Consider the following 24534-nt stretch of genomic DNA (forward strand, 5'->3'; position numbering starts at 1 on the left):
CCGACGGGTTACCCCTGGTAAGAGGTCGAGGTTACCGTTCGGTCACTTTGCACTGACACGAGTGAGGAGTGACCCGTGGGACCCCACCGCAAGGCCCTGCGCACCACCGCCGTAGGCGCCGTCTCGGCGACCCTGGTCGCCGGTACCGCCCTCGGATTCGCCCCCACCGCCCAGGCGGCGCCGAACCCCGTCCGCTTCGTCGACATCGCGGGCGACGGCGGCACCGTCCTCAAGGCCAACGTCGTGACCCCGGCCGGCTCCCGCGGCACCGACCGCCACCCGCTGCTCGTCATGCCCACGAGCTGGGGCCTGCCCCAGGTCGAGTACCTGGCCCAGGCGCAGAAGCTCGCCGACTCCGGGTACGTCGTGGTCACGTACAACGTGCGCGGGTTCTGGCAGTCGGGCGGCGAGATAGAAGTGGCGGGCCCACCCGACGTCGCCGACGCGTCGAAGGTCATCGACTGGGCGCTCACCCACACCCCCGCCGACCCCGGGCACGTCGGCATGGCGGGCGTCTCCTACGGCGCGGGCATCAGCCTGCTCACCGCCGCGCACGACAAGCGGGTCAGGGCGGTCGCCTCGCTCAGCGGCTGGGCCGACCTGATCGGCTCCATCTACTCCGGGCGCACCCAGCATCTCCAGGCCGCGGCCCTGCTGGACGGCGCGAGCGTGGTGACGGGTCGCCAGAGCGCGGAACTGCGGCAGACGTTCGACGACTTCTACGGCTCCAACCTGGCGAAGGAGCCGGAACTCATCGCCTGGGGGAAGAAACGCTCCGCCGCGATGTACGTCGACCGGATCAACGAGAACGGCGCGGCGATCATGCTCGCCAACGCCTGGGGCGACAGCGTCTTCCCGCCCAACCAGTACGCCGACTTCTACGAGAAGCTGACCGGACCGAAGCGCCTGGAGATGCGGCCCGGCGACCACGCGACGGCCGAACTGACCGGCCTGTTCGGACTGCCCAACGACGTGTGGAAGGACACCGAGCGCTGGTTCGACCACTACCTCCGGGGCGAGGACAACGGCATCGACCGCGAGCAGCCCGTCCAGCTCAAGTCCCGCTCCACGGGCGGCTACGAGGGCTACCCGGACTGGAAGTCGGCCGGCGCGACGGAACGGAAGATCGCCCTCGGGGGCTCGAAGACGATCCGCGCGAACGTGAACTCCGGGGCGGACGGCGGTGTCGTCTTCCTGTCCAGCATCCTCGACCAGGTGGCCCGGCTGCCGCCCATGGCCTCGATCCCGCTGCTCCCCCGCCGCTGGGCGGCCGTGTGGCAGTCGGAGAAGTCGGCCACGGCCCAACAGGTGCGCGGGACGACCACGTTGCACACGACGCTCACCCCGACCAAGGAGAGCGGCACCCTCGTCGCCTACCTGTACGACGTGGGGCCGCTCGGCCTCGGCAAGCTGGTCACCCACGCGCCGTACACCTTCCACGGGCGTACCCCCGGAAAGCCGTTCGGCGTCGACCTGGAGCTGTACTCCACGGCCTATGACGTCCCGGCCGGGCATCGCCTCGCCCTGGTCGTCGACACGGTCGACCCGCTCTACATCGAGCACAACCCGTCCGGCGCGCAGCTGACCTTCTCCTCACCGGCGAACGACCCGTCGTACGTGTCGGTTCCGCTGCGCGAGCAGTGATCTCCGGCTGCCGCCGGACGGGCCTGGCCGATGTGAACCGCCGCCCCCGTGGCCTTCGGGCCGTGGGGGCGTACCCGGTGGGAAGTGCCCCGCGGACCGGGCGGGCGGTCTGCTCACCCCCGGCGGGTCGGCGGTCTTCGGCGAAGTCCCCCTCTCCGACAGGGATGAAGGGCACATCGTAGTCGAGGTCCGATCCGATGAGCCGTCCGGTGCCTGCCCGTTCAGTGCTTGAGGATCTTGGAGAGGAAGTCCTTGGCGCGGTCACTGCTCGGGTTGGTGAAGAATTCGTCGGGGCTGCGGTCCTCGACGATCCGGCCGTCGGACATGAAGACGACCCGGTTGGCGGCCGAGCGGGCGAAGCCCATCTCGTGCGTGACGACGATCATGGTCATGCCGTCGCGGGCCAGTTGCTTCATGACCTCCAGCACCTCGTTGATCATCTCCGGGTCGAGGGCCGAGGTCGGCTCGTCGAAGAGCATCGCCTTGGGCTCCATGGCCAGGGCGCGGGCGATGGCCACGCGCTGCTGCTGACCGCCGGAGAGCTGTGCCGGGTACTTGTCCGCCTGGTCGGCGACGCCGACCCGGTCGAGGAGTTCACGGGAGCGCTTGTCGGCGTCCTCCTTCCGGCGCCCGCGGACCTTGACCTGCCCCAGGGAGACGTTCTGGAGGACGGTCTTGTGGGCGAAGAGGTTGAACGACTGGAAGACCATGCCGACGTCCGCGCGCAGCCGGGCCAGGGGCTTGCCCTCCTCCGGCAGCGGCTGCCCGTCGAGGACGATCTCTCCGGATTCGATGGTCTCCAGCCGGTTGACCGCCCGGCAGAGGGTGGACTTTCCCGACCCCGACGGGCCGATGACCACGACGACCTCCCCCCGGCCGACGGTGAGGTTGATGTCCTGCAGGACATGCAGCTCCCCGAAGTGCTTGTTGACGTCACGCAGCTCGATCAGCGGCTCGACGGCCATACTCAGCCCTACTCACTCTCAGCTGTGTGGTGGTTGCCGCAACGTATCCAGGCAAGATCGAACTTGTCGGGCGACACGCACTTTTCGATCATTAGCCGTATTTACGTCGAACTTTGGGCCAAAGGTTGCGGTCATGGGGCTCACGACTCCGCGACTTCGGCGTACAGCTGCGACAGCTCGGGGACCCCGTTCACCGCCCACTCGTGACCGGAGTCGACGACGTCGAACTCCCGGCCGGAGGCCAGTCGTACGACCGGTTGTCCGTCGGACCGGATCTCCCAGGCGGCTCCCGGCACCGTGCGCACGATGACGGTGCCGAGGTAGAGACCGGCGTCGTTGCCGAGCCAGTGCAGCGTCTCCTCGTCGTCCCACCAGCGCGGTACGAGCTGGTCGAGCGCCTCCAGGGAGGCCGCCGAGTCGTCCAGCCGGACGCCCTCCCGGTACGCCTGGGAGCGGAGCAGTTCGCACTCGGCGAGGAGTTCCGCGATGCCTGCGGGGTCGGGGAACCCGACCTTCTGGCGCCGGTTGCCCAGGAAAGGGATGTTCATACTCCCAGCGTGTCATTCGTACCGCCGTACGCACCACAGGGCGCGCGGGTCCGCCGATCCCGGACGAGTTCAGGCCGAGTTCACGCAGCGCGCGTTGACGGGTCACTCCCGTCTCCCTAACTTCACCGTGCGTCTTGTGTCCCGGCCGTCGTTGTCTCTTCGGTTTTCGTCTCTGCGTTTCGTCTGTTGCGTCGTGTGTCGATGAGCGGGAGGAGTCGGCCGTGCGCCGATGTGTCCGGGGGATCCTGGTCGTTCTGACCCTGTGCGGGTCGCTGGTGCCGGCCGTGTCGGCGCAGGCCGCCGAGCGGGGGCGGGCGGCGCCGGTGCCGCTGGAGCGACTGTTCGACAACGTGGCGGTCAGCGACGACAGCCGGCCCGGCGAAGCCGACTTCGACGGCTCCGGTGCCTCACTTTCGGCACGGGACCTCACGGCAGCGGGATGGACGCCGGGCCGCGCGCTCACCGTGCAGGGCGCCCGGCTGACCTGGCCGAAGCGCGGGCCCGGCGAACCGGACAACGTCCGCGCCGCCGGGCAGGACGTGCGGGTCACCGGGCGCGGGGACGCCCTGGCCTTCCTGGTGGCGGGCACCGTCGGCACGGAGGTGGGCGGCCGGGGCGCGGTCACCTACGCGAACGGCACCCGCTCCGGGTACCGGCTGACCGCGCCCGACTGGCGTACCGGGCCGCTCGCGACCAAGGCGGTGGCCCTGCCGCACATCAACACGCCCGGCGGCCAACTCGCCGAGCCGGCCCGCCTGTACGTCGTGACGGTGCCGCTGGTGCCGGGGCGCGCGGTGAGGTCGGTACGGCTGCCGATCGCGGCCGGTCTGCACGTCTTCGCGGTGTCGGTGCGGACCGCTCCGCAGGGCTGGACGGGCAGCTGGACCACGGCCACGGGAGGCTACGCCGCCGTGGGCCCCTGGACGGACCGGACGCTGCGGCTGGTCGTGCACACGTCCTCCGGAGGGCCCCGGGTGCGGGTGCGGTTCGACAACACCTTCGCGGCCGCTCCGGTGCGGATCGGGAGCGCGACGGTCGCGGTGCGGGCGTCGGGCGCGGCCGCCCGGGGCACCCCGGTGGCGCTGTCGTTCGGCGGTGCGGCGGGCGTGGCGATCCCGGCCGGGGGCCAGGCGTACAGCGATCCGCTCGGCTTCTCCGTGCCGGCGGACGCCGATCTGCTGGTGAGCTTCCACCTGCCCGGGACCGTGACGGCCGCGCCGGTGCACGGGCTCGCCCAGCAGCGCTCGTACGTCAGCGAGCCCGGCGACCACGCGGCGGACGCCGCCGCCGGGGCGTACACCTCGGTGATCACCCGCTGGCCGCTGCTCGCCGGGGTCGACGTGAGCGGCGGTCCCGGCTCCGTGGTGCTGCTCGGGGACTCGATCACCGACGGCGACAAGTCCACGGTGGACGCGAACCGGCGCTGGCCGAACGTCCTGGCCGGCCGGCTGCTGAAGCAGAGCACCGTCCCGCGCTACGGCGTGCTGAACCTCGGGATCTCGGGCAACCGCGTGGTCACCGACCGGTACTCCGGCGACGGGGTGTCCACGGACACGGCCGGGGTGAGCGCCCTGCACCGCTTCGACCGGGACGTCCTCGCCCAGCCGTCGGCGCGTACGGCCGTCGTCTTCGAGGGCGTCAACGATCTGCGGTGGGGCACGTCGGCGGAGGCGGTGATCGCCGGACTGCGCGAGCTGGCGGCCCGCGGGCACGCCCGGGGGCTGCGGATGCTCGCTGCGACGGTCCTGCCCTGCGAGGGCGAGGCGCGGTGCACCGCCGCCGTCGACGCCGAGCGGGTCGCGGTGAACGCGTGGATCCGCGGCGGCGAGGCCTTCGACGGCGTGCTCGACTTCGACGCGGTGGTCCGCGATCCGCAGCGGCCGTCCCGGATGCTCCCCGCGTACGACAGCGGGGACCGTCTGCACCCGGGCGACGCGGGGCTGGCGGCCCTGGCGGACTCGGTCGACCTGCGGCTACTGCGGCCCTAGAAGCGTCTTAAACGTCCAGGTCCACGACCACGGGGGCGTGGTCCGAGGCGCCCTTGCCCTTGCGCTCCTCGCGGTCCACGTACGCGTCGCTGACGGCCTTCGCGAAGGGCGCGTTGGCGTACACCAGGTCGATGCGCATGCCGCGGTTCTTCGGGAAGGAGAGCTGGCGGTAGTCCCAGTACGTGAACGGCTGGTCGTACTTGAGGGGCCGCGGAACCACGTCGGACAGGCCCGCCTCGCGCAGGGAGGCCAGCGCGGCGCGCTCGGCGGGGGTGACGTGGGTCGAGCCCTCGAAGAAGGCGGGGTCGAAGACGTCGTCGTCCGTCGGCGCCACGTTGTAGTCGCCCATCACCGCGAAGGGGCGGCTGCCCGCCGCGTCACCGGCGACGGCGGCCTTGAGGGCCTCGAACCACTGGAGCTTGTAGGCGTAGTGCGGGTGGTCGACCTCACGGCCGTTCGGCACGTAGACCGACCAGACGCGCAGCGGGCCGCAGGTCGCCGAGATGGCGCGGGGCTCCACCGAGCCGTCGAACCCGGGGTCGCCGGGCACGCCCTTGACGACGTCCTCGATGCCGACGCGGGAGAGCACCGCCACGCCGTTCCACCGGCCGGTCGCGTGGACCGCCGACTCATAGCCCAGCTCGCGCAGTTGCTCCGAGGGGAACTGCTCCTCGGTGACCTTGGCCTCCTGGAGGCACAGCACGTCCGTGCCGCTGCTCTCCAGCCAGGCCAGGAGCCTCGGCAGGCGGGCGGTGATCGAGTTCACGTTCCAGGTCGCGATGCGCATGCCCCACAACCTACCCGGAGGGTCTGACAACGCGGTCCGGTCCCTTCGCGGCCTCAGACCTCGGCGGACTCCCCCGGCGTCAGCCGCAGGTGCTGCGCACCGCCGAGCTGCCCGATCTGCCGGTCGTAGATCGGGCGGGCCAGGTCGGTGAGGAGGGCGTCGTGGATGTCGTAGGCGCGCTGCGGCTTCACCTCGCGGACGTAGTCGATGACCTCGGAGATCTTGCTCCAGGGGGCCATGACGGGGAGCATCAGCGTCTCCACCGGGTGGTCGGGGACGGTGAGGGCGTCGCCGGGGTGGAAGACCGTGCCGCCGTCGACGAGGTAGCCGACGTTGGTGATGCGCGGGATGTCCGGGTGGATCACGGCGTGGAGTTCGCCGTGGACCTGGACGTCGAAGCCGGCAGCGGCGAAGGTGTCGCCGTGGCCGACGGTGTGGACGCGGCCGGGGAAGGCGGAGGAGATCTTCTCCGCGACCGACCGCAGGGTCCAGATCTCGGCCGCCGGGTTGCTCTCCATCGCGGCGCGCAGCCGGGACTCGTCGAAGTGGTCGGGGTGCTCGTGGGTGACGAGGATCGCGTCGGCGCCGAGCGCGGCGTCCTCCTCGGTGAAGGCGCCGGGGTCGAGGACGAGGGTCCGGCCGTCCTTCTCCAGACGGACGCAGGCGTGCGACTTCTTCGTGAGCTTCATGAATCCATCCTGCCTCCGCGCTCGTCGCGCGGACTCACTCCTGGGGCGTGGTCTCCTCGCGGATGACCTGCTGGGCCACCTTGAACGCGCTGTTCGCGGCCGGGACGCCGCAGTAGACGGCCGCCTGGAGCAGCACTTCCTTGATCTCCCCCGGGGTGAGGCCGTTGCGCAGGGCGGCTCTGGTGTGGAAGGCCAGCTCGTCCAGGTGGCCGCCGGCGATCAGGGCGGTGAGGGTGACGCAGCTGCGGGTGCGCCGGTCGAGGCCGGGGCGGTCCCAGATCTCGCCCCAGGCGTAGCGGGTGATGAACTCCTGGAAGTCCCCGGAGAACTCGTCGGCCTGGGCGAGCGCCCGGTCAACGTGCGCGTCGCCCAGCACCTCGCGGCGGACCTTGATCCCGGCGTCGTACGGGTCGGGCCGGCCCTGGGCCTGCGGCGGTACGGCGGCGAGCGGGGCGATCTCGGCGACGGGCCCCGTTTGCAGGGGCTGCGGCGGGGCGGGAGACAGGACCGGCTTGAGGGCGGCCGCGGGCAGGGCGGTCTGGCCGGTGGAGGTCTCGAAGACGGGCTGCCAGGCGGTGGAGAAGTGCCGCACCAGCAGGTCGGTGACCGCCCCGGGCTGCTCCACCGGGACCAGATGGGAGGCGCCGGGGACGACGGCGAGGCGGGCGTCCGGGATACCGGCGACCAGCGTGCGGGCCTCGGCCGGGCCGGTGACCTGGTCGTCCGATCCGACCAGGACCAGGGTCGGTACGCCGACCCGCCCGAGCTCGGGACGCACGTCGAAGGAGGCGAGCGCCTCGCAGGAGGCGATGTAGCAGCCGGGGTCGGTGGTGCGCACCATCTGCACGGCCCACTCGGTGATCGCGGGCTGCGCTGCGGCGAACCCGCCGGTGAACCATCGCTCGGGCGCGCTGCGGGCGATCGGGTCGAGGCCGTTGGTGCGGACGATCACGCCCCGCTGCCGGAACTCGTCGGCCGTGCCGAAGCGGGGCGAGGCGGCGATCAGCGCGAGCGAGGCGAGCCGCTCCGGGTGGCGCAGGGCCAGCTCGATGCCGACGGCGCCGCCGAGCGCGCAGCCCGCGTAGCCGAAGCGCTGCACGCCGAGCCCTTCGAGGGTGGCCAGCAGCCGCGTGGTGAGGTCACTCACGGATCCCGCCGGGTACGCGGGAGCGCCGCCGTGGCCGGGCAGGTCGAACCGGAAGACGCGCCACTGCTTGGTCAGCTCGGGGATCTGGCGGTCCCACATGTGCCATGTGGTACCCAGGGAGGGGCCCAAGATCAGGACGGGAGCCTCTTCTGGCCCGTCAAAGCGGTATTGCAGGGTGTTCGACGGTGTCTCACTCACGCCTCAGACCCTCTCACGTCTCACGAAATCTCACAGAGCCCGGGGAACCCGCCGGCTCTTGATCCCCTCGGCGCGGCACATCCGGCACTGCCGGAACCCTCGAGGATCCAGATACGAGTTCTCCAGCGTGGCCGTGGGGACGGTGCGTCCTCCTGGCTCGCGCGCTCTCCCAGTCCCTGCGCCGCAGAGCTTCCTTCTTCGGCACGGCTTCCAGGTGGTCCGGGTTGCAGCAAAGCGTAAAGTGCCGTCCCCAAGCATCGGCATGACGCACCTGGAAGCCCTCGGGAATATCACCGACCAGCAACCTGAACACCACACGGTGGACGAGCTGTGCCTCTCCCTCGTAGGAGACCTGGCCGTAGCCCGACTGCCCCTCGTTGCAGCTACCGGTCCACAGCCAGCAGCCGGTCTCCGGGTCCACCTCGATCTTGGCTGCCATGCAGCTGGGCAGGTCGCTCGGTCGGTAGGCCGCCCGGCTCACGCTTGCCCCTCCGTCGCAGCACCGTGCAGGCCATCCCACGTTGTGGCGGCTTCGCGAAGGTCTTCGACGTCCGGCTTCACGTACCACTTCTTGGTAGTCTTCACATTCGTGTGTCCGGCCCACCGCGCAAGGATGTGATCCGGCACGCCGTTGTTGGCCAGAAACGTGAGGCACGACGAACGAGCGTCGTAGAGACGGACTCGGCGGAGACCGAGGATTTCCATGAGCCGATACGCGCGTCGACGGAGCTGCTTGATCGTGAAGGCTGCTCCGGTCTCGTGCACCAGGACGTAGCCGGACTCTGCGTATGCCTCACCCAGGGCCAGCTTCTCCTTGGCCTGGAGGGCCTTGAACGACTTGAGAGCAGCCAGCACCGGAGCCGGCAACGGAAGGTCCCGTTCACCGGCCAGGGACTTGGTGTCCTTCTCCACCACGTACCGATTGCCCATCATCGTCCGTGTGTTGGCTATGGTGATCGTGGCGTTGTCCAGGTCGACGTCTTCCCACCGGAGTCCGCAGACTTCAGCCGGACGTAGACCCATGAGGGACAGCAGGAGCGGGGCGTAGAGCCGTTCTTCGCTGACGCCACGGACGAACGTCTGAACCTCCAGGACGTTCCAGGGCTTCACCTCCTGCTTGTTCTTCCTCTCTTCCTTGCGTGCTCTGCGCGGAATGGTCACGTGCTGGGCGACATTTATGGGCACCAGCCGACGCGTCACGGCTCGGTTCAGAGCGTCCTTCAGCCGAGCAAGGCTCATGTCCACGCTGGTCACTCCGAGCGGAGTGCCGGCCTTTCCACCGCGTACGCGCCCGTGCTTCAGAGCCCAGTGCATCCACCCTTCTACGTCCTCTTCGGTGAGTTCCTGAAGACGGATGTTGCCCAACTTCCCCCGCACCCGGTCCAGGGTGATGCGGTAGTTGTAAATTGTGGTTTCTTCCAAGTCGTCAGCCTTCATGGCCAGCCACTGGTCGAGCCACTCATTCACGGTGAGCTTATTTGGCGGTGCGAGCGTCCCTTCCTGGTGACGGTTGGTGATGCGGGCATACTCGGCCTTCGCTTCCTTCAGCGTGCCGAATGTACGAGTTAGCTGCTTGCGCTTCCCGGTGGTGGGGTCGATGCCTATATCGACTACGAACCGGTACCGGATCTGCCCCTTCGTGTTCGGCGGCAACTTCTTGATCGGGTCGGACAGGGTTACTCACTCTCCTTAAGGCCGTGAAAATTCCACATTGACGGAGGGCCGCAACGCTTCAGGGAAGGTACGCCGCAGCCTCAAGGCACCATCAGACGGTGCCGTTCTCTACGGGTTTGCGGCGCCATTTACTGCATCCGCCACTGCTCCACCGCCAAGCGCAGCCGCATGAGAATGCCCTCAAATGGTCATCACAATCGCCTGTTTGGCCAACCGGCCATCGTGGTCTATGTTCCGCGCCCGCACAGGCAATCTCGTTAGTGGACGAAGTTCAGGAGACCAGCCAGTACGACCGGAGACGGGGCGTCGCGCCGTCCGTCACTGGCACCGGGGAGCCCATCGCGGTGAGCCGGTCGAGGTTTGCCTGCCACGACGCGCTCGGGAGCAACAGCGGTCCCGGCGACGTGTTCGGGTTGCGGCTCCAGGGCGTGCCGCCATGTGGGCGAGGTTCCTCGACCCCGGCGGTAGCCGCCTTTGCTGCAAGTCCTCGCCGAACAGCCCGCCTACATACACGCAGAGAGGCAACGACTTGGAGACGGCACGTAGTTCTCTCACTGTGCGGTCCGCGCGTTCCTGGCGCCAGGCCGTTGGGAAGGGTGCAACGAGTAAGTCGGAGAGTGGCCTTCGGCAGGTGGGACTCCTTGGATCGGGGCCCTCGGCGAGAAGGCCGAGGAGCGTGAGCTGATGTACCGGCTGCCGTCATGGCCGACCTGTCTGTTGGTCGACCCGGAGACCTGATCCCCTTGCTGACCTGGTATTTTCCCGGACGTTGTAGGTTGACATGGTCTCGGAGCAGGTTCCAGTCCTTGGGGGCTATTTCTCGTCTGCCGAGGGCGAATCCGCCGCCCTGGAGACGCCCCGCGCAGCGACTGCTGTGACTCGGGTTATCCGGCTCGGAGTATCGGAGCCGGTTGCGTGTTCCTTGCCAGGAAGCGCACTGGGCGACAGAGCGGGATCAACAACGCCAGATTCCACGCCGACTCGGCGGAAGCATCGCTGTCTTTCAGCGAACGGGCGCTGCGGATTTCAGGACAGCAGGTGGTGGGAGCCGCTCATTACCTCCTGGTGTCTTTGCGGCACTACCTACTGCGTCCGCTACGGCTCCACCGCCAAGCACAGCCGCTGCGAACACCCTCAATGGTCTTCACGATCCCCGGTTTGGCTAACCGGCGATCGTGGTCTATGTTGTGCGCCCGCAAGTTCACGGACCCTTCCTAGCGGACGAAACGCAAGGGACCAGCCGGTACTACCAGAGGCCCGGGGTCCCACTGGCCGTCACGAGCGCCAGGGGCCGGTCGGGCCGGTCGAGGTTGCGGGTCCAGGGTGCGGCTCCGCGGTGTGTCGCGAAGAGCGCCTCGCAGCCCTCTCGCTCCTGCGCGGTCCACACGTTCAGGTGCCAAGTGCCAAGCGGAAGGGAGTTTAGAAACGGGCGGGTCGGAGAGCCGCATTCGACAGGTGGTACTCCTTGGGTCGGGGCCTCTGCGATGAGGCCGGGCAGCATGAGGTGTGCCGGCTGCCGTCACAGCCGACCTGTCTGTTGGTTTGCCCGGAAGCCCGAACCCCTTTGCTGACCTGGTGCTTTCCGGGACGTTGTACGTTGACATGGTCCCGGAGCAGGTTCCAGTCCTTCGGGGCTCTTTCTCGTCTGCCGTGGGCGAATGCTGTCCGCTGTCATCGAACCCAGTCGGCGACGATCCTTGCCATCCAACCGAGTCGTCCCAGGTCAGCCCTGTCTGAGCCACCTGTTCAGCACGACGGGCTTTGACAGCGAGCCCAGTCTGCGCAGGCCGGAGGCGTTGACCGGACTGGGCTCGCTGTCAACGGACAACTCCGCCTCAGGCACCGGCATGCGGTGGCTGCGGTATCTCGGCCTCCCCTACATGGAGCAGTCTTCTGGCGTACGCACGCGGCGCCTGCTTGGCCCGGCGACCGTGGGACCACGGCAGCGAGGGAGCACGACCCGGAGCTTCAGAAACTGAGGACCTCGGTGAGCTGGGCACGCGGCCGACCGGTGAGAGCGTTGCGCAGCGCCTCGGCCCGGGTTTGTACCAGCCCGGTACGGAACCCGGTGGGGAGCTCGTTCCACACGTCGGTCGCCATGTCGGCGGCGCCTTGGGGGTCCTTGTCGATGCGCAGGCATTGGGCAAGGTCGAGTGCCAGGAGGGCTCGCGTCATGACGGAGGGTGAGTCGGTGAGGGCGAGGGCGGCTTCCTGTTCGGCCAGGGCGGACCTGGTGTCGCCGAGCAGGGTGTACGCCTGTGAGAGGTGGACGCTGTGCTTCTGGGCCGGATATCCGAACCAGTTGTCCGCCAGGGCCGTGCTGTCCAGGCGTTCGATCATGTCCTGGGTTTTCTCGACGGCCCCGCGCGCGTTTTCCCGGTCACCCATGGCGGCCAGGGCCCTCGCGCTCACGGCGGAGGCGAGGGCGGCTGCCGCGCTCGGCGTGCTGCCTGCTACTCGCTGGGCACGGGCGGCGAGGCGGGCGGCCGAGGCGGGAGCGCCATAGTTCAGGCCGACCATGGCGTGGCGGGCCAGGACCCAGGCGAGCATGTGACGGTCACCGGACTCGCCCGCCGCTCGGGCGGCTGTGGTGAACCAGCGTCCGGCGTCCTGGTGGGCTCCGCGGTCGTGCTGGATGATCGCGACGAGGCCGGTGATGCCGGCGGCGGTCCGCACCAGCCCGGCCCGGTCCCGTGCCGTGTGTGGCCGGTCCAGGACGTCGCTGAGCAGCTTGAGGTCGTCTTGCATCTGTCCGAGGACCCGTTGCGGGTCGCGGCCTCGGTAGCCTCCGGTGTTCCGTTCGAACACCGACTCCAGGTAGGTGATATCGGCGGCGTCACCGGAGCCGGAGAGGGCCGCGTCGATGCCCTCGTGTGCCTCGGCGAGTCCGGGTAGTGCTCCTGTGCCGGCCACCGCGAGTGTCCCGGTGATGAATGCGCGTCGCTTCACGGGCGGCACCTCCTCTCCGTCGTGCCTCATCGCCATCTTCTGTTGCAGCCGGTACGCCTTCGAGATGGCCCTGGCGCTGACGATCTCCGTGGCGGGGATGCCCAGCACCTCTTCAATACTGCGGTGGTAGCGCTGCGTTGGGAGCCGTATTTCCAGTTCCCATCGCTTCAGGTTCTCCGGGTCGAACTCCTCGCCGAGAGCCTCGGCCATACGGAGAACCACTTCTTCACGGGTCAGCCCGGCCTGCTCACGGCGGGTACGCAGCAAGTTCCCTATCCCGTCCGGTGCCATCATCCGCCTGCTCCCAAACGTGGTCGACGCTCGCGGGTTGGCCTTCGAATGGCCCTGGGGTGCCAGGAAATTGGCACCGCGTGTGGCACTGGGGACCTACCACGCAAGCGAGTTGACTAAGCGCCATAAGGCGCCAACTCCGGTGCCCTGGCGGCACTTTGACGGGAAGAGGTCTCCTCGTGATGCAGAACACCGAAGCCCCGGCCCAGCAGAGCCCGGAGCGTGCGGCATGGAACCGAGTCGGAACGGCTCTCATCCCCGGCGTCGTGGCGCCGGAGCGGTTCGCCGCGATCAAGTCCGAGGCCGAAGAGCGCCTGGACGAGGCGACGCCGCACGTGCACGACCACACAGCCGCGCATCGTGACGGGTCGTTCGCGACGCCGGTGCACTGCGCGTTCATCGAGCCCGGCCCGGCCCTTCAGAACCTTGCCTACGACAAAGAGCTGCTGGTGGCCGTGCGCGAGCACACCGGGGTCCCCCGGCTCGTTCCTCGCGGGGGTGCGGTCGTCCTGTACCGGGAGGGGGACTTCCAGGGCCTGCACCTGGACTCGGTGAAGTCGACGGTCACGGTGGCGTTCGCGCTGAGCGAGGATCTCCCGGCGATGGGGTGGGCGCCGCACCTTTACAACGCGAGCGGGGACGTGCTGGCCAAGGTCGTCGCTGATCACGGGATGTTCCCCGAGGGCGGCGAGTTCACCACGCTCCAACATCCGTACGGCGGCGAGGGCGCGGTGCGGGCGTTCGCCGGCTACGGCGTCCCGCACTGGCGCCGCCCGATGACCGGCACGGGGCTGCTGGTCACGATGGAATTCTTCGACCTGTGAGCGGGGGCGGCATGCTGCGGCGAAGCTGGCTGGCCGAGGGGCGGGTGGACGTTCCGGCGGAGGTGATCGACGAGGCCCTGTGGGAGGAGGTCACCGCGGAGGCCGAGAGCATGGAGCGGTTCGCGGTGGTGCGCCACAACCAGCGGCCGGGCCTGCTGGCGATGCGGGACGGCTCGATCACCTCTCCCCAAAGGTGCCGCGTCCACCCCGGCGGCCCGGCCGTGAACGCCCTGGCGCGGTCCAAGGGGCTCGCCGACGTGGCCGGCGAGGCGACCGGCCGCCGACGGATGACGGCGATCCGGATGGGTCTGAAGTACTACGCGCCGGGCGACTACATGCACGTGCACCGCGATGACGGAAAGTGCGAGATCACTTTCTCGTGCGGGCTGACGCCGAACCTGGGCCCGATGGGCTGGCTGCCGAATCTGCGCTGGCTCAGCACGGACCAGGTGGTCGAGCGGCTCGCGGGCACCCCGTACCCCGACGGGGGCGAACAGTTCCCGATCGGCTACCGCACCCTGGCCGGGTTCGACGGAAGTCGGGCCCCTCACTGGCGTACCCCGCTCGACACCCAGTCGCGCGAGGTGCTTCTCACCATCTGCTTCACCGACCTCACGGTGTAGCAGCCCTTCGAGCACGAGAGGTACATGCCCATGGCTCCTCAAGTCACGAAGTCGGCGACCACGCAGGCGTTCGACCCGGCGGACTTCATCACCGAACTCCACTCGGAGGGCCGTCTGCCGCAGAACGCGGGCGGCGACCCGGCCGTCCCGGACTCCGCCTTCCCCGACACCACCACCTACGAGATCTCGGTCTGATCCGGCCCGCCCTTCCCGTATGACGGGCCGCCGTCCCCTGCCTCGCCCGGGGTGGGGGGCGGCGGCCCGGCGTGTGTCACCCACAAAGCCGGAGGGAGCCCCCCCCTTGCGTACGCACTGCTTCGACGGCACACACCGCACCCGGCCGCCCGAACAGACGTGGCAGGCCGTCAAACCGCTGCTGCCCCGCTACGGCATCACCCGCGTCGCCGACGTCACCGGCCTCGACGATCTCGGCATCCCGGTCACGATGGCCGCACGACCGCTCGCGCGGACCCTGTCCGTAGCCCAGGGCAAGGGCACCACCCTGGACGCGGCTCGCGTCTCCGGCGCCCTGGAAGCCATCGAGGTGTGGCACGCCGAGCGCGCCATCCCGGACGCCTCCGTGCCGCAGGCTCCCGCCTGCGCCCTCCATCTCCCCTATGCGGTAACCGACTTGGAACAGCACCCGGGAAGCCTCCTGACCCACCGTGTGCTCCTCGACTGGATCCCCGCCCGCCCCGTGGCCGACGGCGCCGAGACGCTCGTGCCGGAGCACGCGGTACGGCTGGGCCGCACGGTCCATAACGACTGGCGCCTGCACCTGCCCAGCGCCTCCACCAACGGGCTGGGATCCGGAAACACCCGGGCCGAGGCGATCGTGCACGGCCTGTGCGAGGTGATCGAGCGCGACGTCCTGTCCGCCCTGACCGCTCCGGGCCACGCCGAGATCGTGGACCCCGCAACGGTCACCGTCCCGTACTGCGCGGCCCTGCTGGAACGCCTCACCGAGCGGGGGTGCTGGCTGGAACTGCGGCACGTGCCCAACCGATTCGCGGTGCCGGTCGTGTGCTGCCATCTGTGGCGCGAGGACCAGTCCGCAGCCGTCGTCGCCGGTTCCGGCGCCCACCCCGACCCGGACATCGCCATGTCCCGAGCCATCACGGAGGCCGCACAGACACGGCTCACTCTGATCAACGGCAGCCGCGAGGACAACCAGCCGTTCACCTACCGACCCGGCCCGCACCGCCCCCCGGAGCACTCCACGGCGCATCTGACGCCGTGGCCGGCGGTCACGGGCAGGTATCCCAGTGCCGCCGGTACCGACACGCAGATGGCCCTCCACCTGGCTGCCGCCGTCGCCTCCTCTTCCGGCAACGTCCCGTTGGTGGTGGACCTGACGTGGGGACCGTACGAGCGTGCAGAGTTCGCCGTGGTCAAGGTGTGCGCTCCCGGGCTTCGCCACACCGCCCGGCACACCGTTCCCCGCCCGAAGGAGGCGAGTTGATGGGCACGCACGTCTTCGCCGGACCGACCATCACAGCCGCCCGCATCGCGAGCATCCTGCCCGCCGCGGTCGTGCACCCGCCCGTCAAACACGGCGACCTCCTACGCCTCCGCCTCATGCCCGCCGACCGCGTCCTGATCATCGACGGGCTGTGGCACCAGAGCACACCGGTGAGGCACAAGGAGATCTTGATGGTGCTGGCCGAGGGGGTGGCCGTGTACGGGGCGTCCAGCATGGGCGCGCTGCGCGCGGCCGAGCTGGCACCGTACGGCATGGTCGGCATCGGCCGGATCTACGGGGCCTTCCGCAGCGGACTGCTGGACGCCGACGACGAAGTGGCCGTCCTCCAGGAGCCGGGCGGCCGTCCACTGACGCAGGCGCTGGTGAACCTACGCGCAGCCTTCGAGCGTGCCGCCGAAAACGGCCGCATCACGGAGGACCAGGCGGCAGCCCTCACCGAGACGGCCCGACGTCTTCCCTACCCTCAACGGACCCGGACCGCGCTGGGCCGCCGCATGACCCAAGACGGCCTCGGCGACACCTACGCGGCGGCGGACATCTGGGGATGCGGCATTCTACATGACGTCAAGCGCGACGACGCGGAGACCGCCTTGCGCTTCCTCGCCGCAGGCGAGCACACCGCCGAGGCGGAGTCGACGGTGCCGGGGTGGTCCGACGAGCCCTGGCAGACCAGCTTCGTCCGCTACTGGCGTGCCGCCTTCAAGCCCGCCACCGACAGCGGGATCGCGTTCCTGCCGCTGCTCCAGCACCAGCAGCTCTACGACCCCGGCTTCCCCCAGCGATGGCGCGACCACGTACTGTCCCGCCTGCTCCAGGCGGACGGCACCGGCGCCTCCAAGAAGGAGGCCGCCGGGGACTTCGCCGAACAGCGCGGCCTGCACCTCACCGATCTCTCGGCCGCGCAGCTCTCGTACTGGCTCACCGCCCACGAGCAGGTCCATCTCCAGCCCCGTGAGCAACTGGCCCGCATCCTGGTGCGTTCCGCACGCCTCGACGACGCGTGGCCTGTCTGGCCGGTCTCACACGCGGAAGCAGGCCCCTTGTTCAACACCGACCTGGACACGGAAGAACAGGTGCTTCACGCTCTGCGCACGAACGCCGCCGCGCTGGCCGAGCATCCGGGCCACAGCACCGCGCATCTCGACCCCGACCGCATCGCCGCACACCTCCTGAGGCACTGGGACCTACCCATGGACGCGGCCCTTGGCGTGCGCGATGCCGCAGCCCGCGACCGGGGCCTGCGTAGCTTCGCCGCTGCCATCGAGACCGACCGCACCTTCTACCTCGGCGCCGTCACAAGCACCTCTTCGGCCGCTTCCGCTTCAGCCGGGGCGAGCGTCAACGCCCTCACCTGACTCAGCGTCAACGGCACGATCATGGCGGTCACGATGGCGGCGGACCCGGCCGCGAGCGTCGCCCGAACCCCGAACACCGCGCTCACCGGCCCGGCCGCCACATACCCCAGCGGCACGGGCAGCACCTGGCCCAACGTGGAGTACGACAGGATGCGGCTGAGCCGTTCCTTGGGGATGCGCTCCTGGAGCAGGCTCGACCACACGGTCATGCTCACCGACAGCCCCGTCCCGGCGGCGCTGGTACTGACCGCCAGGACCGCGAGCGGCAGGGTGAGGGCCATGGCCGCCAGGGGCAGCGACATCGCCCCTGTTCCCACGCACACCACCACACCGACCCGGGACGGCTTCCACATCAGGGCCATGGCAGCGCCGAGCACCAGGCCGCCGGTGAACGCGCTGACCACCAGGCCCCATGCCGCAGCACCGCCCAGATAGCGATCCCCGTAGACCGGGCCGAGCATCTGGTAGCCGACCAGCCACACCGGCACGACCACCGCGCCCTGAATGACCATCACCCACAGCCAACTTCGGGCCCAGAAGTCGTCCCACCCGTCCTTGAGGTCGCGCACGAACCCGGTACGGAGCTTCGTCCGGGCGGGCGCTAGGTCGAGACGGGCGAAAAGGACGGCCGCCGCGGCAAACGTCGCGGCGTACCAGCCGATCACCCAGCTCGGACCGAAAGCGGCACCCAGCGCGCCACCCACGGCGGGCCCGGCGACCTTGACCGAGTTCTGGCCGATCTTGAGCAGTGCGTTCGCCTGGTACCGCATCTCACCCGGCACCACCTCCACCACGACACCGCCGGCGGCCGGGGCGAAGAAGGCTCCCGCCGCGCCGCACAGCGCGGAGATCGCCACCAGATGCCACACCCGCGCCGACCCGGCCCACAGCAGGACGGCTGCGACCCCCTCGGCCGCGGCGCACAGGACGTTCGTCCACACCATCACCCGGGCGCGCGAGAACCGGTCGGCGACCACACCGCCGATCAGCAGGAGCAGGATCTGCGGCACCACCCCGGCCGCGAGGACCAGGCCGAGGCCCGAGGCGCCTGCGCCGAGGTCCAGGACCGCGAAGGCAAGGCCGACAGGGGCCACGGCCGAACCGGTCCAGGAGAGCATCCGCGCCGTGAAATGCAGCCGGAACGGGCGGATGGCGAGAGGCGCGCACGCCTCCGTGGTTCTCGTACGCAGCGGTATGCGCGGCGCCGGTGCCAACGGGCTGTTCCGACTCGGCAGCCACGGCATGCGCATGATCCAACTCCGCCCAGCAAGCACAAGACCCGGCACCAGAACGGCACCGGGACAGGCGCCAACCCTAGGGCACCACGAAGATCATGTGTCGCCGATACACCACAAACCCATACTCCTCATGGCGCATTTCGGCCACGCGCTGCCTAGCCCGGCCGTCGTCTTGGACGCCCAATGCGGCCCGGCCTGGAGGACCGGGCGAAGTGTCCGCGTTACGAGGTCAGGCGGCGAAGCGGCACGGCACTACATGATCCCTTTCCAGTGCCAGGGTCGCGGCTCTGCCCGGCCACGCAGGCAGTCGACGCGGTACTGGGCCTCTGCCCGCCACTCGGGTCGCGTGGCCGCGTGCTGGGCCGCGTAGGTCGTCATGCGCAACTCGCGAGCCCCGGCGAGGAGTTCGTACCCCTCCCACTCGGTGACGTCTGTTCCATAAGCCCCGCAGAACTCGGCGTACTCGGCAGGAGTGACTGCACCGGTGGTGGTCATCGCGACGGCGGTGGACACGAGATCCCATTCCGGCGGACCGACGGAGGCCCTCTCGAAGTCCAGCAATACCGGCCCATCCGCCGTGCGTACGACGTTGCCGACCCAGGCGTCACCGTGCACGACGCACTCAGGCAGGCCCGCAGGCCGACGTGCCCACCGCTCGCGAAGTTCCGCATGCCGATCCCGCAGCCAGGCGCGATCGGCCTCCGACAGCGACGTGGCCGCCCCGATCCGTTCTGCGACCCGGACGAACGGGTCCAGCCGGTTGAGCGGTAGATCCGGGACCGGCAATTGGTGGAGTTGCTTCAGCAGCGTGACGACGTCCATGACGGTGCCGATCTGATGCGGCGGGAGCTCCGCCCAGAACGTCACGGGGCGGCCCGCGGCCTCGACGGGCTGCTCCGCCGGCAGGGCGCGGACGGCCGACACCCGGTTGTCGGCGAGCCACCGGGCCACCAGCACCTCGCGTGCCGCGGCCTTCCACTGGCCGGCGCGGGCGATACGGACGATCACGTTGCCGGGGAGGCGCCAGATTTCGTTCTCGGCGACGCGGACGGGCTCGGCGCCTGCAGGGTCAAAGCCTGCGAGGACGCAGGCTTCTTCCAGTACGGCACGGGCGGGGACAGCCGAAATCGTCATGCCTGCAAGCTAGTCGTGATTCGCTGCCGAAGGTGTGCCGCCTCCTCCAGCGTGCGATGCTTCGCGGCGAATCGGCGGAGTTCCTTGAGGTCGTCGGCCGCCCTGCGCGAGGTGAGGCGGCCGACGTCGTCGAGGGCCTTGTGGCCGATGGAGACGCCCTGCATCGGGTCCCCTTTCGCCATGACCAGTGACGCCAGCTTCGTACGAGAGATGCCGCGAGAGCGGGCGTAGTCGTCGCTGTGCCCGGAGACTGCCGTCGTGAACCGTTTCGCAGCCCGGCCTGGGTCCTGGTCGGCGTGGATGGCCAGGTCCCACAGCGCGTGGGCAGTGTCACCGTGGTGCTGCGCTTCGTCGTAGTACGCCATCCACGGCGGATCCTCGGACGGGTTGGAGTGGGCGAATGCGTCGTCGGCCGCGCCGACCGCGGCCAACGTGCCTTGTACGTTGCGCATTTTCCCGAAGGCGCGGGCGCGGGCGCAGTGCAGCGTGGCCTGAATGGTCGGGGTGAGGCGGTCTGAGCGCACCAGCCCTTTTTCGGCGTAGGTCAGGCCCTCGTCCGGATCGCCGAGCCAGATCGCCTGACGGGCGAGGAAGGAGAACGTCTGGGCGCGCAGCCACCAGTCCCCGGCCTCTTCGGCGCATTCGGACGCAATCTTGAAGGCAACCCGGGCCTCGTCGTGGGCGTAGGCGTCGAAGTGCGTGGCGCCGACGACAATGCCCAGCCGTGCGACGCTGCCGAGAAGATCCGCGCGAAGCCGCGGCGGGCAGTCGACGGACAGCAGCCGTACCGCCCACTCCATCGAGCGGCTGGCGAAGTCGCCGACCAGGCCCCCGCCGCCTTGGGCGTTGTCCCAGCGGTGGATGCCGTCGGCGATGTGGCGCAACTGCTCAAGCTCCTTGTGGAGGATCCGCTTGGGGAGCTCGGGCGGTGCGGCCGGGGCTACGAGTCCGGCGAGGTCTGTGGGCGCGATTGCAGCAAGGCTGGTGGCAGCCAGGAAGGCGCGGCGATCCAATGAAGGAAGGCTCCCAGGTAGCGGGACTGAGGTGGTTCTGCCCAGGATGCGTCCTCCGCGGACCTGAACGGTCCCCTCCACGGGCCCTTGGCGGCCACTATCCGCTTCGCGCTGCTCGTTATCCGCATCGCCGAACACCATGCCCCATGCGCGGGTGAGCACTCCACCGGTTTCCAGGACTGCGTCCAGGCGCACCGCGAGGTCGCGTGGGCACCGGTATTGCCCCTTCTCAATCTTGGAGATCATATCCGGGCTGACCTGCACCATCGGCCCCAACTGGGCAGCACGCAAACCGGGACGACGCTTGCGCCAGTAGCGCAGTTCTGCACCGAACCACGCCTGCGGTGAAGCGTCGGGGTTGAGCTCTTTCTCCGGCTGGGGCATCGACGCTCCCTGGGTCGTGATGCGGATATCTCAGGTCTCCGCATCCGGATCTGCACGCGGGCCTCGCGGCCTGCCTGAATAGTCGCTGACCGTTTCCGCACCAGTACACACCGCAGCCAGACCTCATTGGTGGGGATTTCGCCAGACCGAAGTGGATCAGAGATGGCCGACCTCTTGGAACGGACCCCAGTGCCGGCAACCGGCGTGCGGGCGACGACGCGCAGCAAGCCGGGACACTTTGAGATAGACCTCGACGTCACGCCTGAGGCCGTGCCCATTGTTCGAACCATCGTGCGCTCTCACTTGAAGCTGTGGGGGCTACCCGGCTTGACCGATCGCGTCGAGCTCGTGGTCTCGGAGCTGCTGACCAACGTCCTGCGGCACACGGCACCCGCCGCGCGCACGGCAGCAAGGAATGCGCGGCTGACAGTCACGCGCCTGCCCGGGGCACTGAGCGTCTGCGTTCGCGACTTCGACCCCGCACTGCCGCAGTTCTCCTCCTCGGGCCCTGAGGCGGAGCGCGGCCGGGGGCTGCATCTCGCCGTGGCCTTCGCCGACGACTTCGGGTGCTCCCTCATCCGAGGCGGTAAGGACGTGTGGGCGAACTTCCTGATCCACGACAACGACACGGGCGAGAGCCCACAGGAGCAGGAGGCATCATGACCAGCCCGGACACGTCCAGAGAGCACACGCCGGTTGAACCGGACGGCGCCGAGCCCACCGATGTCACCTCGACATCGGGAGTGCTGGTCCACACCCGGCAGGAGCGCGAACTGGCCGTAGGTACGTGGCTCCTGCTGTCCGCAGACAGCAGTGACCAGGCGCGCAGGGAGTGGAAAGAGGGCGGGATCGCACTTCTACGCTGCGGGACGCTGTTCGCCGCCGTGCGCATGAATGCCGACCTGGTCCACGCCGCGGCCGGCTCCGACGATCCGGAGACAGTGAAGGCGTACCTCGCGAACGTGTTGCACGGTGGCCCCGTCTTCGTCGACCAGAACAGCCGTCTGTACTACGCCCTCATGCCGTCGAGTACGGCCGACCGGCGCGAGTGGGTCGAGCGGCGGCACGTCGGTGCCGAGTGCCTCGGCCCGGACTCCTTCCTCGGCGTACCGCGGCCAGACCTCAACGATCCTAACGAAGCCTTCAGTTACTGGGCTGTGCCGATGGACGGGCCGGGCGACCTGTGTCCCGTGAAGGCGGTGTCGCAGCTCGTCACGTACGGCCGTGACCGGCTCGCTGTGCTGGAGGGCGACGGTGGGGAGTAGCGAGCGGGCGCCGATCGACGCGGCAACGATCCGGCAGACGTACACAGATGGCCTCGACGTATGGGGCCACTGCCCACCGGAGCTCAAGAAGCCGGCACAGCTGCGCGACAGGCTCATCGGGCATGTGCAGCTCCTCGTCCCAGAGGTCACGGACGTTGCGGCTCGCATGCGTGGGGAGACACGGCGTGTCGCGGTCCACGTCATTGTGCGCGCGCACCACCTCATCGAGGAGGGCGCCGGCAACTCACCGGCCGCACAGGCGTGCTCTGTGCAAGATCTCGCGGTCATCGCACGGGCCCTCCTGGTGCTGCACGAGAATCCAGGCCCGCTTGGTCCGCCGACCCGTCGGAGCGAGATCGAGGAGGCCGTACGGCGGAAGGTGTGCGGCGCTTGTTGGCAGCCGATCGCCGACGGCGAGGGGTACGAGCGGGCGGTGTTCGCGTCGGATTCGGGCGCCGGCATACGCGGCTACCTCCACACCGACAGCTGCTCCGCCCTGGCCGACGTGCGGCGAGGACAACTGCGCACCGCATCCTGACAGACACAGCCCCCTGGGGATACCCGTGCTTGCCCCAGGGGATGAGGCTCCGACCGCCCGCTCGTGTCCATGGCGAGCGGGCGGAGCGGCCTACGACCACGAAGGAGGATCCGTCCCGTGCAGACGCAATGGGTCACCAGCGACTGCTGGCTCGGGTGCGGGCGCACCGGCTTGCCGGTGATCTGGCTCGGGCCGGTGCAGTGGGACGGCCAGCACGCCCCGTTCATGGCGTGCGCGGACTGCCTCGCCCGCCTCAAGGCGCAGGCACTCGCCTACTTCATGGGGCGGCAACCTTCTGCGGCTCCTGAACCAACCCCTGCCCCGCCCGTGCCTGCCGCGCCGTACGGTCGCCCGCTGTGCGCGAGCGGCCAAGTACCGGCGGCAACCGCGGGTTTCCCTTAGAGCAGCGGAGGCACGGGAGTCGTCAGCCGGGTGGGCGCGGGGAGGGTCAGCGCATGGTGGTGACCTGGGCGGCCGGGGTGCCGTCCGGGCAGTAGTTCAGCTGGGTCGCGGCCGCCGCCGGGCCGCCGACGACCAGCAGCGGCACGGCGAGCGCAATGGCCGCGGTCAGGGAACCGGCCGCGATGCGCAGGCGGCTGAGCGGGTGGTGCGGCTCGATGAGGCGGCGTACCCGGCGAGCTGCGGTGGAGCCGCCTGCCGAGATGGCTGCGGCCGGGGCGCGTCCGCCGGCGACCGCGAGGAGCGCGGCGGCGGTGATCAGGCGCCCGGAGCGGGCCGCCGCGACGTCGTCGGCGCGCATCTCCACCAACCGGCTGATCTCCGCCTCGCCGATACGGAACAGCGGCACGCGCGGGAAGGCGCGGGCCAGTGCCTGCGCCCAGGCCAGTACGGCGTCGTGCCGCTCGGTCTGGTGGGCGCGCTCGTGGGCCAGGACTGCGACGAGTTGGTCGTCGGCGAGAGCGTGCAGGGCACCGGTGGTGATCACGGTGCGACGGTGGCGGCCGGGAAGGCAGTAGGCGGCGGGCTCTTCGTGGTCGAGGACGACCAGACCGCGGGTCGTGTCCGGCCGACCGACCATGTCGAGCACCTCGCGGTGTGCCCGCCGCTCCCGGCGGATGCGCAGCAGGGCCTCGCCCGTGCACCACGCCACCCGGCCCAGCCCCGCGAGCGCGAGCACGGCTCCGGCCGCTCCGGCCGATGCTCCGCCCGGAGTGGCGTACTGCGCGGTCAGCGCCATCACGCAGGCCTGCAGCAGTTCGGCGAGGTCCGTGCTCACGCGCACGGTGGGCACGCTCAGCGCGAGACCGGCCAGCACGGCGGCGGTGAGCGCCGATGCGCCGAGCACCTGCCAGACCATGATGCCCAGGCGCGGGGCCCGCTCGGCCCAGTGGGCGCCGCGCAGCAGCCGTGGTGCCACGGTGCTCAGCAGGGCGGCGTAGGCGAACAGGACGGCGGCGACGATCACTTAGACGCCTCCCTGGCCACGGCCTGATCGAGCAGGCGGTGCAGTTCCTCGGCCTCTCCGTGCGGCATCTGCTGTACGAAGCGGGCGAGCGTCGCCGTGCGGTTCTCGGCCACGGCGAGGACCTCGCCCATCAGTCCGGCGACGTAGTCCTCGCGGCTCCTCGTGGCGCCGTACCGGAAGGCGCGGCCGTCCTTCTCCTTCGACAGCCAGCCCTTGCGGTGCAGGATCTCGGTGACCGTGTGGACGGTGTTGTAGGCAGGTTCGGGGTTCCGACTGAGGCGTTCGAGGACCTCGCGCACGCGCAGCGGTTTGCCCGCCGCCCACACCGCATCCATGATCGCGGCCTCCAGCTCGCCGAACTGCGCCACGTG

General features: G+C 69.8%; 23 protein-coding genes. 10 read left to right on the top strand and 13 right to left on the bottom strand.

What is annotated here, in order from left to right; genetic code table 11:
• Positions 1–75 precede the first annotated feature (75 nt).
• Positions 76–1644: a CocE/NonD family hydrolase gene (locus tag OO68_RS17190; RefSeq protein ID WP_033309236.1), complete on the top strand. Its 1569-nt coding sequence runs from the start codon at positions 76–78 to the stop codon at positions 1642–1644.
• Positions 1645–1865: 221 nt separating this feature from the next.
• Here OO68_RS17190 and OO68_RS17195 read toward each other — a convergent pair whose 3' ends face one another.
• A complete protein-coding gene (locus OO68_RS17195; protein WP_033309237.1) occupies positions 1866–2609 on the bottom strand; it encodes an amino acid ABC transporter ATP-binding protein in 744 nt (247 codons plus the stop codon).
• A gap of 140 nt (positions 2610–2749) precedes the next feature.
• Complete coding sequence (locus OO68_RS17200) at positions 2750–3157, bottom strand: DUF6278 family protein (protein ID WP_033309238.1); 408 nt, start codon at positions 3155–3157, stop codon at positions 2750–2752.
• A 221-nt stretch (positions 3158–3378) separates the two neighbouring features.
• Here OO68_RS17200 and OO68_RS17205 point away from each other — a divergent pair, with 221 nt between their 5' ends.
• The gene (locus OO68_RS17205; RefSeq protein WP_033309239.1) at positions 3379–5145 is read left to right on the top strand and encodes an SGNH/GDSL hydrolase family protein; all 1767 of its coding nucleotides are present in this window, start codon (positions 3379–3381) and stop codon (positions 5143–5145) included.
• Between the two features lie 7 nt (positions 5146–5152).
• Here OO68_RS17205 and OO68_RS17210 read toward each other — a convergent pair whose 3' ends face one another.
• The 6 genes from OO68_RS17210 to OO68_RS17235 form a co-directional block, all read right to left on the bottom strand.
• Positions 5153–5932: an exodeoxyribonuclease III gene (locus tag OO68_RS17210; RefSeq protein WP_033309240.1), complete on the bottom strand. Its 780-nt coding sequence runs from the start codon at positions 5930–5932 to the stop codon at positions 5153–5155.
• Positions 5933–5985: 53 nt separating this feature from the next.
• Positions 5986–6621, bottom strand: a complete 636-nt coding sequence (locus tag OO68_RS17215) for an MBL fold metallo-hydrolase (RefSeq protein WP_033309241.1) — start codon at positions 6619–6621, stop codon at positions 5986–5988.
• 34 nt (positions 6622–6655) lie between these two features.
• Entirely contained in the window at positions 6656–7966 is a 1311-nt protein-coding gene (gene pcaDC / locus OO68_RS17220) for a bifunctional 3-oxoadipate enol-lactonase/4-carboxymuconolactone decarboxylase PcaDC (protein WP_033309242.1), read from the bottom strand.
• 13 nt (positions 7967–7979) lie between these two features.
• Positions 7980–8405 (bottom strand): HNH endonuclease signature motif containing protein, encoded by a 426-nt coding sequence (locus OO68_RS48600; RefSeq protein WP_157852727.1) that lies wholly within the window; start codon positions 8403–8405, stop codon positions 7980–7982.
• 38 nt (positions 8406–8443) lie between these two features.
• The gene (locus tag OO68_RS17230; protein WP_245237010.1) at positions 8444–9619 is read right to left on the bottom strand and encodes a site-specific integrase; all 1176 of its coding nucleotides are present in this window, start codon (positions 9617–9619) and stop codon (positions 8444–8446) included.
• A 1989-nt stretch (positions 9620–11608) separates the two neighbouring features.
• Positions 11609–12883, bottom strand: a complete 1275-nt coding sequence (locus OO68_RS17235) for a helix-turn-helix domain-containing protein (RefSeq protein ID WP_500691360.1) — start codon at positions 12881–12883, stop codon at positions 11609–11611.
• Positions 12884–13062: 179 nt separating this feature from the next.
• Between OO68_RS17235 and OO68_RS17240 the strand changes: the two genes are divergently transcribed.
• The 5 genes from OO68_RS17240 (at position 13063) to OO68_RS17255 (ending at position 17165) form a co-directional block, all read left to right on the top strand.
• Entirely contained in the window at positions 13063–13704 is a 642-nt protein-coding gene (locus OO68_RS17240) for a hypothetical protein (RefSeq protein ID WP_033309245.1), read from the top strand.
• Positions 13705–13715: 11 nt separating this feature from the next.
• The gene (locus OO68_RS17245) at positions 13716–14327 is read left to right on the top strand and encodes a hypothetical protein (protein ID WP_033309333.1); all 612 of its coding nucleotides are present in this window, start codon (positions 13716–13718) and stop codon (positions 14325–14327) included.
• 30 nt (positions 14328–14357) lie between these two features.
• Entirely contained in the window at positions 14358–14522 is a 165-nt protein-coding gene (locus OO68_RS46820; protein ID WP_167345898.1) for a hypothetical protein, read from the top strand.
• Between the two features lie 106 nt (positions 14523–14628).
• Entirely contained in the window at positions 14629–15789 is a 1161-nt protein-coding gene (locus OO68_RS17250) for a YcaO-like family protein (RefSeq protein ID WP_033309246.1), read from the top strand.
• Positions 15789–17165, top strand: coding sequence for a TfuA-like protein (locus OO68_RS17255; protein ID WP_033309247.1), 1377 nt, complete (start codon positions 15789–15791; stop codon positions 17163–17165). The genes OO68_RS17250 and OO68_RS17255 overlap by 1 nt, the downstream gene beginning before the upstream one ends.
• Here OO68_RS17255 and OO68_RS17260 read toward each other — a convergent pair.
• The 3 genes from OO68_RS17260 to OO68_RS17270 form a co-directional block, all read right to left on the bottom strand.
• The gene (locus tag OO68_RS17260; protein ID WP_078625340.1) at positions 17090–18415 is read right to left on the bottom strand and encodes an MFS transporter; all 1326 of its coding nucleotides are present in this window, start codon (positions 18413–18415) and stop codon (positions 17090–17092) included. The genes OO68_RS17255 and OO68_RS17260 overlap by 76 nt on opposite strands.
• Positions 18416–18655: 240 nt before the next feature.
• Complete coding sequence (locus tag OO68_RS17265; protein ID WP_078625341.1) at positions 18656–19537, bottom strand: phosphotransferase family protein; 882 nt, start codon at positions 19535–19537, stop codon at positions 18656–18658.
• Positions 19534–20934, bottom strand: a complete 1401-nt coding sequence (locus OO68_RS17270) for a helix-turn-helix domain-containing protein (protein WP_078625342.1) — start codon at positions 20932–20934, stop codon at positions 19534–19536. The genes OO68_RS17265 and OO68_RS17270 overlap by 4 nt, the downstream gene beginning before the upstream one ends.
• Positions 20935–21096: 162 nt before the next feature.
• Between OO68_RS17270 and OO68_RS17275 the strand changes: the two genes are divergently transcribed.
• From OO68_RS17275 to OO68_RS17285, 3 genes are read left to right on the top strand one after another with little or no spacing between them, the layout of a single operon-like run.
• A complete protein-coding gene (locus OO68_RS17275; protein WP_063739319.1) occupies positions 21097–21597 on the top strand; it encodes an ATP-binding protein in 501 nt (166 codons plus the stop codon).
• Entirely contained in the window at positions 21594–22199 is a 606-nt protein-coding gene (locus tag OO68_RS17280) for a hypothetical protein (protein WP_245237012.1), read from the top strand. The genes OO68_RS17275 and OO68_RS17280 overlap by 4 nt, the downstream gene beginning before the upstream one ends.
• The gene (locus tag OO68_RS17285; RefSeq protein ID WP_033309248.1) at positions 22189–22737 is read left to right on the top strand and encodes a DUF6415 family natural product biosynthesis protein; all 549 of its coding nucleotides are present in this window, start codon (positions 22189–22191) and stop codon (positions 22735–22737) included. Before OO68_RS17280 ends, OO68_RS17285 begins: the two co-directional genes overlap by 11 nt.
• A 448-nt stretch (positions 22738–23185) precedes the next feature.
• On the opposite strand, the gene OO68_RS17295 is transcribed toward OO68_RS17285, so the two are convergent.
• A complete protein-coding gene (locus OO68_RS17295) occupies positions 23186–24163 on the bottom strand; it encodes a M56 family metallopeptidase (protein ID WP_033309249.1) in 978 nt (325 codons plus the stop codon).
• Positions 24160–24531 (bottom strand): BlaI/MecI/CopY family transcriptional regulator, encoded by a 372-nt coding sequence (locus tag OO68_RS17300; protein WP_078625343.1) that lies wholly within the window; start codon positions 24529–24531, stop codon positions 24160–24162. The genes OO68_RS17295 and OO68_RS17300 overlap by 4 nt, the downstream gene beginning before the upstream one ends.
• Positions 24532–24534 lie beyond the last annotated feature (3 nt).

The sequence above is a fragment of the Streptomyces iakyrus genome, from assembly GCF_000717055.1.
Lineage (GTDB): Bacteria > Actinomycetota > Actinomycetes > Streptomycetales > Streptomycetaceae > Streptomyces > Streptomyces iakyrus.

Excerpts from the sequence above, each read along its gene's own strand:
- OO68_RS17195 (WP_033309237.1), bottom strand. The coding sequence starts at position 2,609 with ATGGCCGTCGAGCCGCTGATCGAGCTGCGTGACGTCAACAAGCACTTC.
- OO68_RS17200 (WP_033309238.1), bottom strand. The coding sequence starts at position 3,157 with ATGAACATCCCTTTCCTGGGCAACCGGCGCCAGAAGGTCGGGTTCCCC.
- OO68_RS17210 (WP_033309240.1), bottom strand. The coding sequence starts at position 5,932 with ATGCGCATCGCGACCTGGAACGTGAACTCGATCACCGCCCGCCTGCCG.
- OO68_RS17215 (WP_033309241.1), bottom strand. The coding sequence starts at position 6,621 with ATGAAGCTCACGAAGAAGTCGCACGCCTGCGTCCGTCTGGAGAAGGAC.
- OO68_RS48600 (WP_157852727.1), bottom strand. The coding sequence starts at position 8,405 with ATGGCAGCCAAGATCGAGGTGGACCCGGAGACCGGCTGCTGGCTGTGG.
- OO68_RS17235 (WP_500691360.1), bottom strand. The coding sequence starts at position 12,883 with ATGATGGCACCGGACGGGATAGGGAACTTGCTGCGTACCCGCCGTGAG.
- OO68_RS17240 (WP_033309245.1), top strand. The coding sequence starts at position 13,063 with ATGCAGAACACCGAAGCCCCGGCCCAGCAGAGCCCGGAGCGTGCGGCA.
- OO68_RS17245 (WP_033309333.1), top strand. The coding sequence starts at position 13,716 with ATGCTGCGGCGAAGCTGGCTGGCCGAGGGGCGGGTGGACGTTCCGGCG.
- OO68_RS46820 (WP_167345898.1), top strand. The coding sequence starts at position 14,358 with ATGGCTCCTCAAGTCACGAAGTCGGCGACCACGCAGGCGTTCGACCCG.
- OO68_RS17255 (WP_033309247.1), top strand. The coding sequence starts at position 15,789 with ATGGGCACGCACGTCTTCGCCGGACCGACCATCACAGCCGCCCGCATC.
- OO68_RS17260 (WP_078625340.1), bottom strand. The coding sequence starts at position 18,415 with ATGCGCATGCCGTGGCTGCCGAGTCGGAACAGCCCGTTGGCACCGGCG.
- OO68_RS17265 (WP_078625341.1), bottom strand. The coding sequence starts at position 19,537 with ATGACGATTTCGGCTGTCCCCGCCCGTGCCGTACTGGAAGAAGCCTGC.
- OO68_RS17270 (WP_078625342.1), bottom strand. The coding sequence starts at position 20,934 with ATGCCCCAGCCGGAGAAAGAGCTCAACCCCGACGCTTCACCGCAGGCG.
- OO68_RS17275 (WP_063739319.1), top strand. The coding sequence starts at position 21,097 with ATGGCCGACCTCTTGGAACGGACCCCAGTGCCGGCAACCGGCGTGCGG.
- OO68_RS17280 (WP_245237012.1), top strand. The coding sequence starts at position 21,594 with ATGACCAGCCCGGACACGTCCAGAGAGCACACGCCGGTTGAACCGGAC.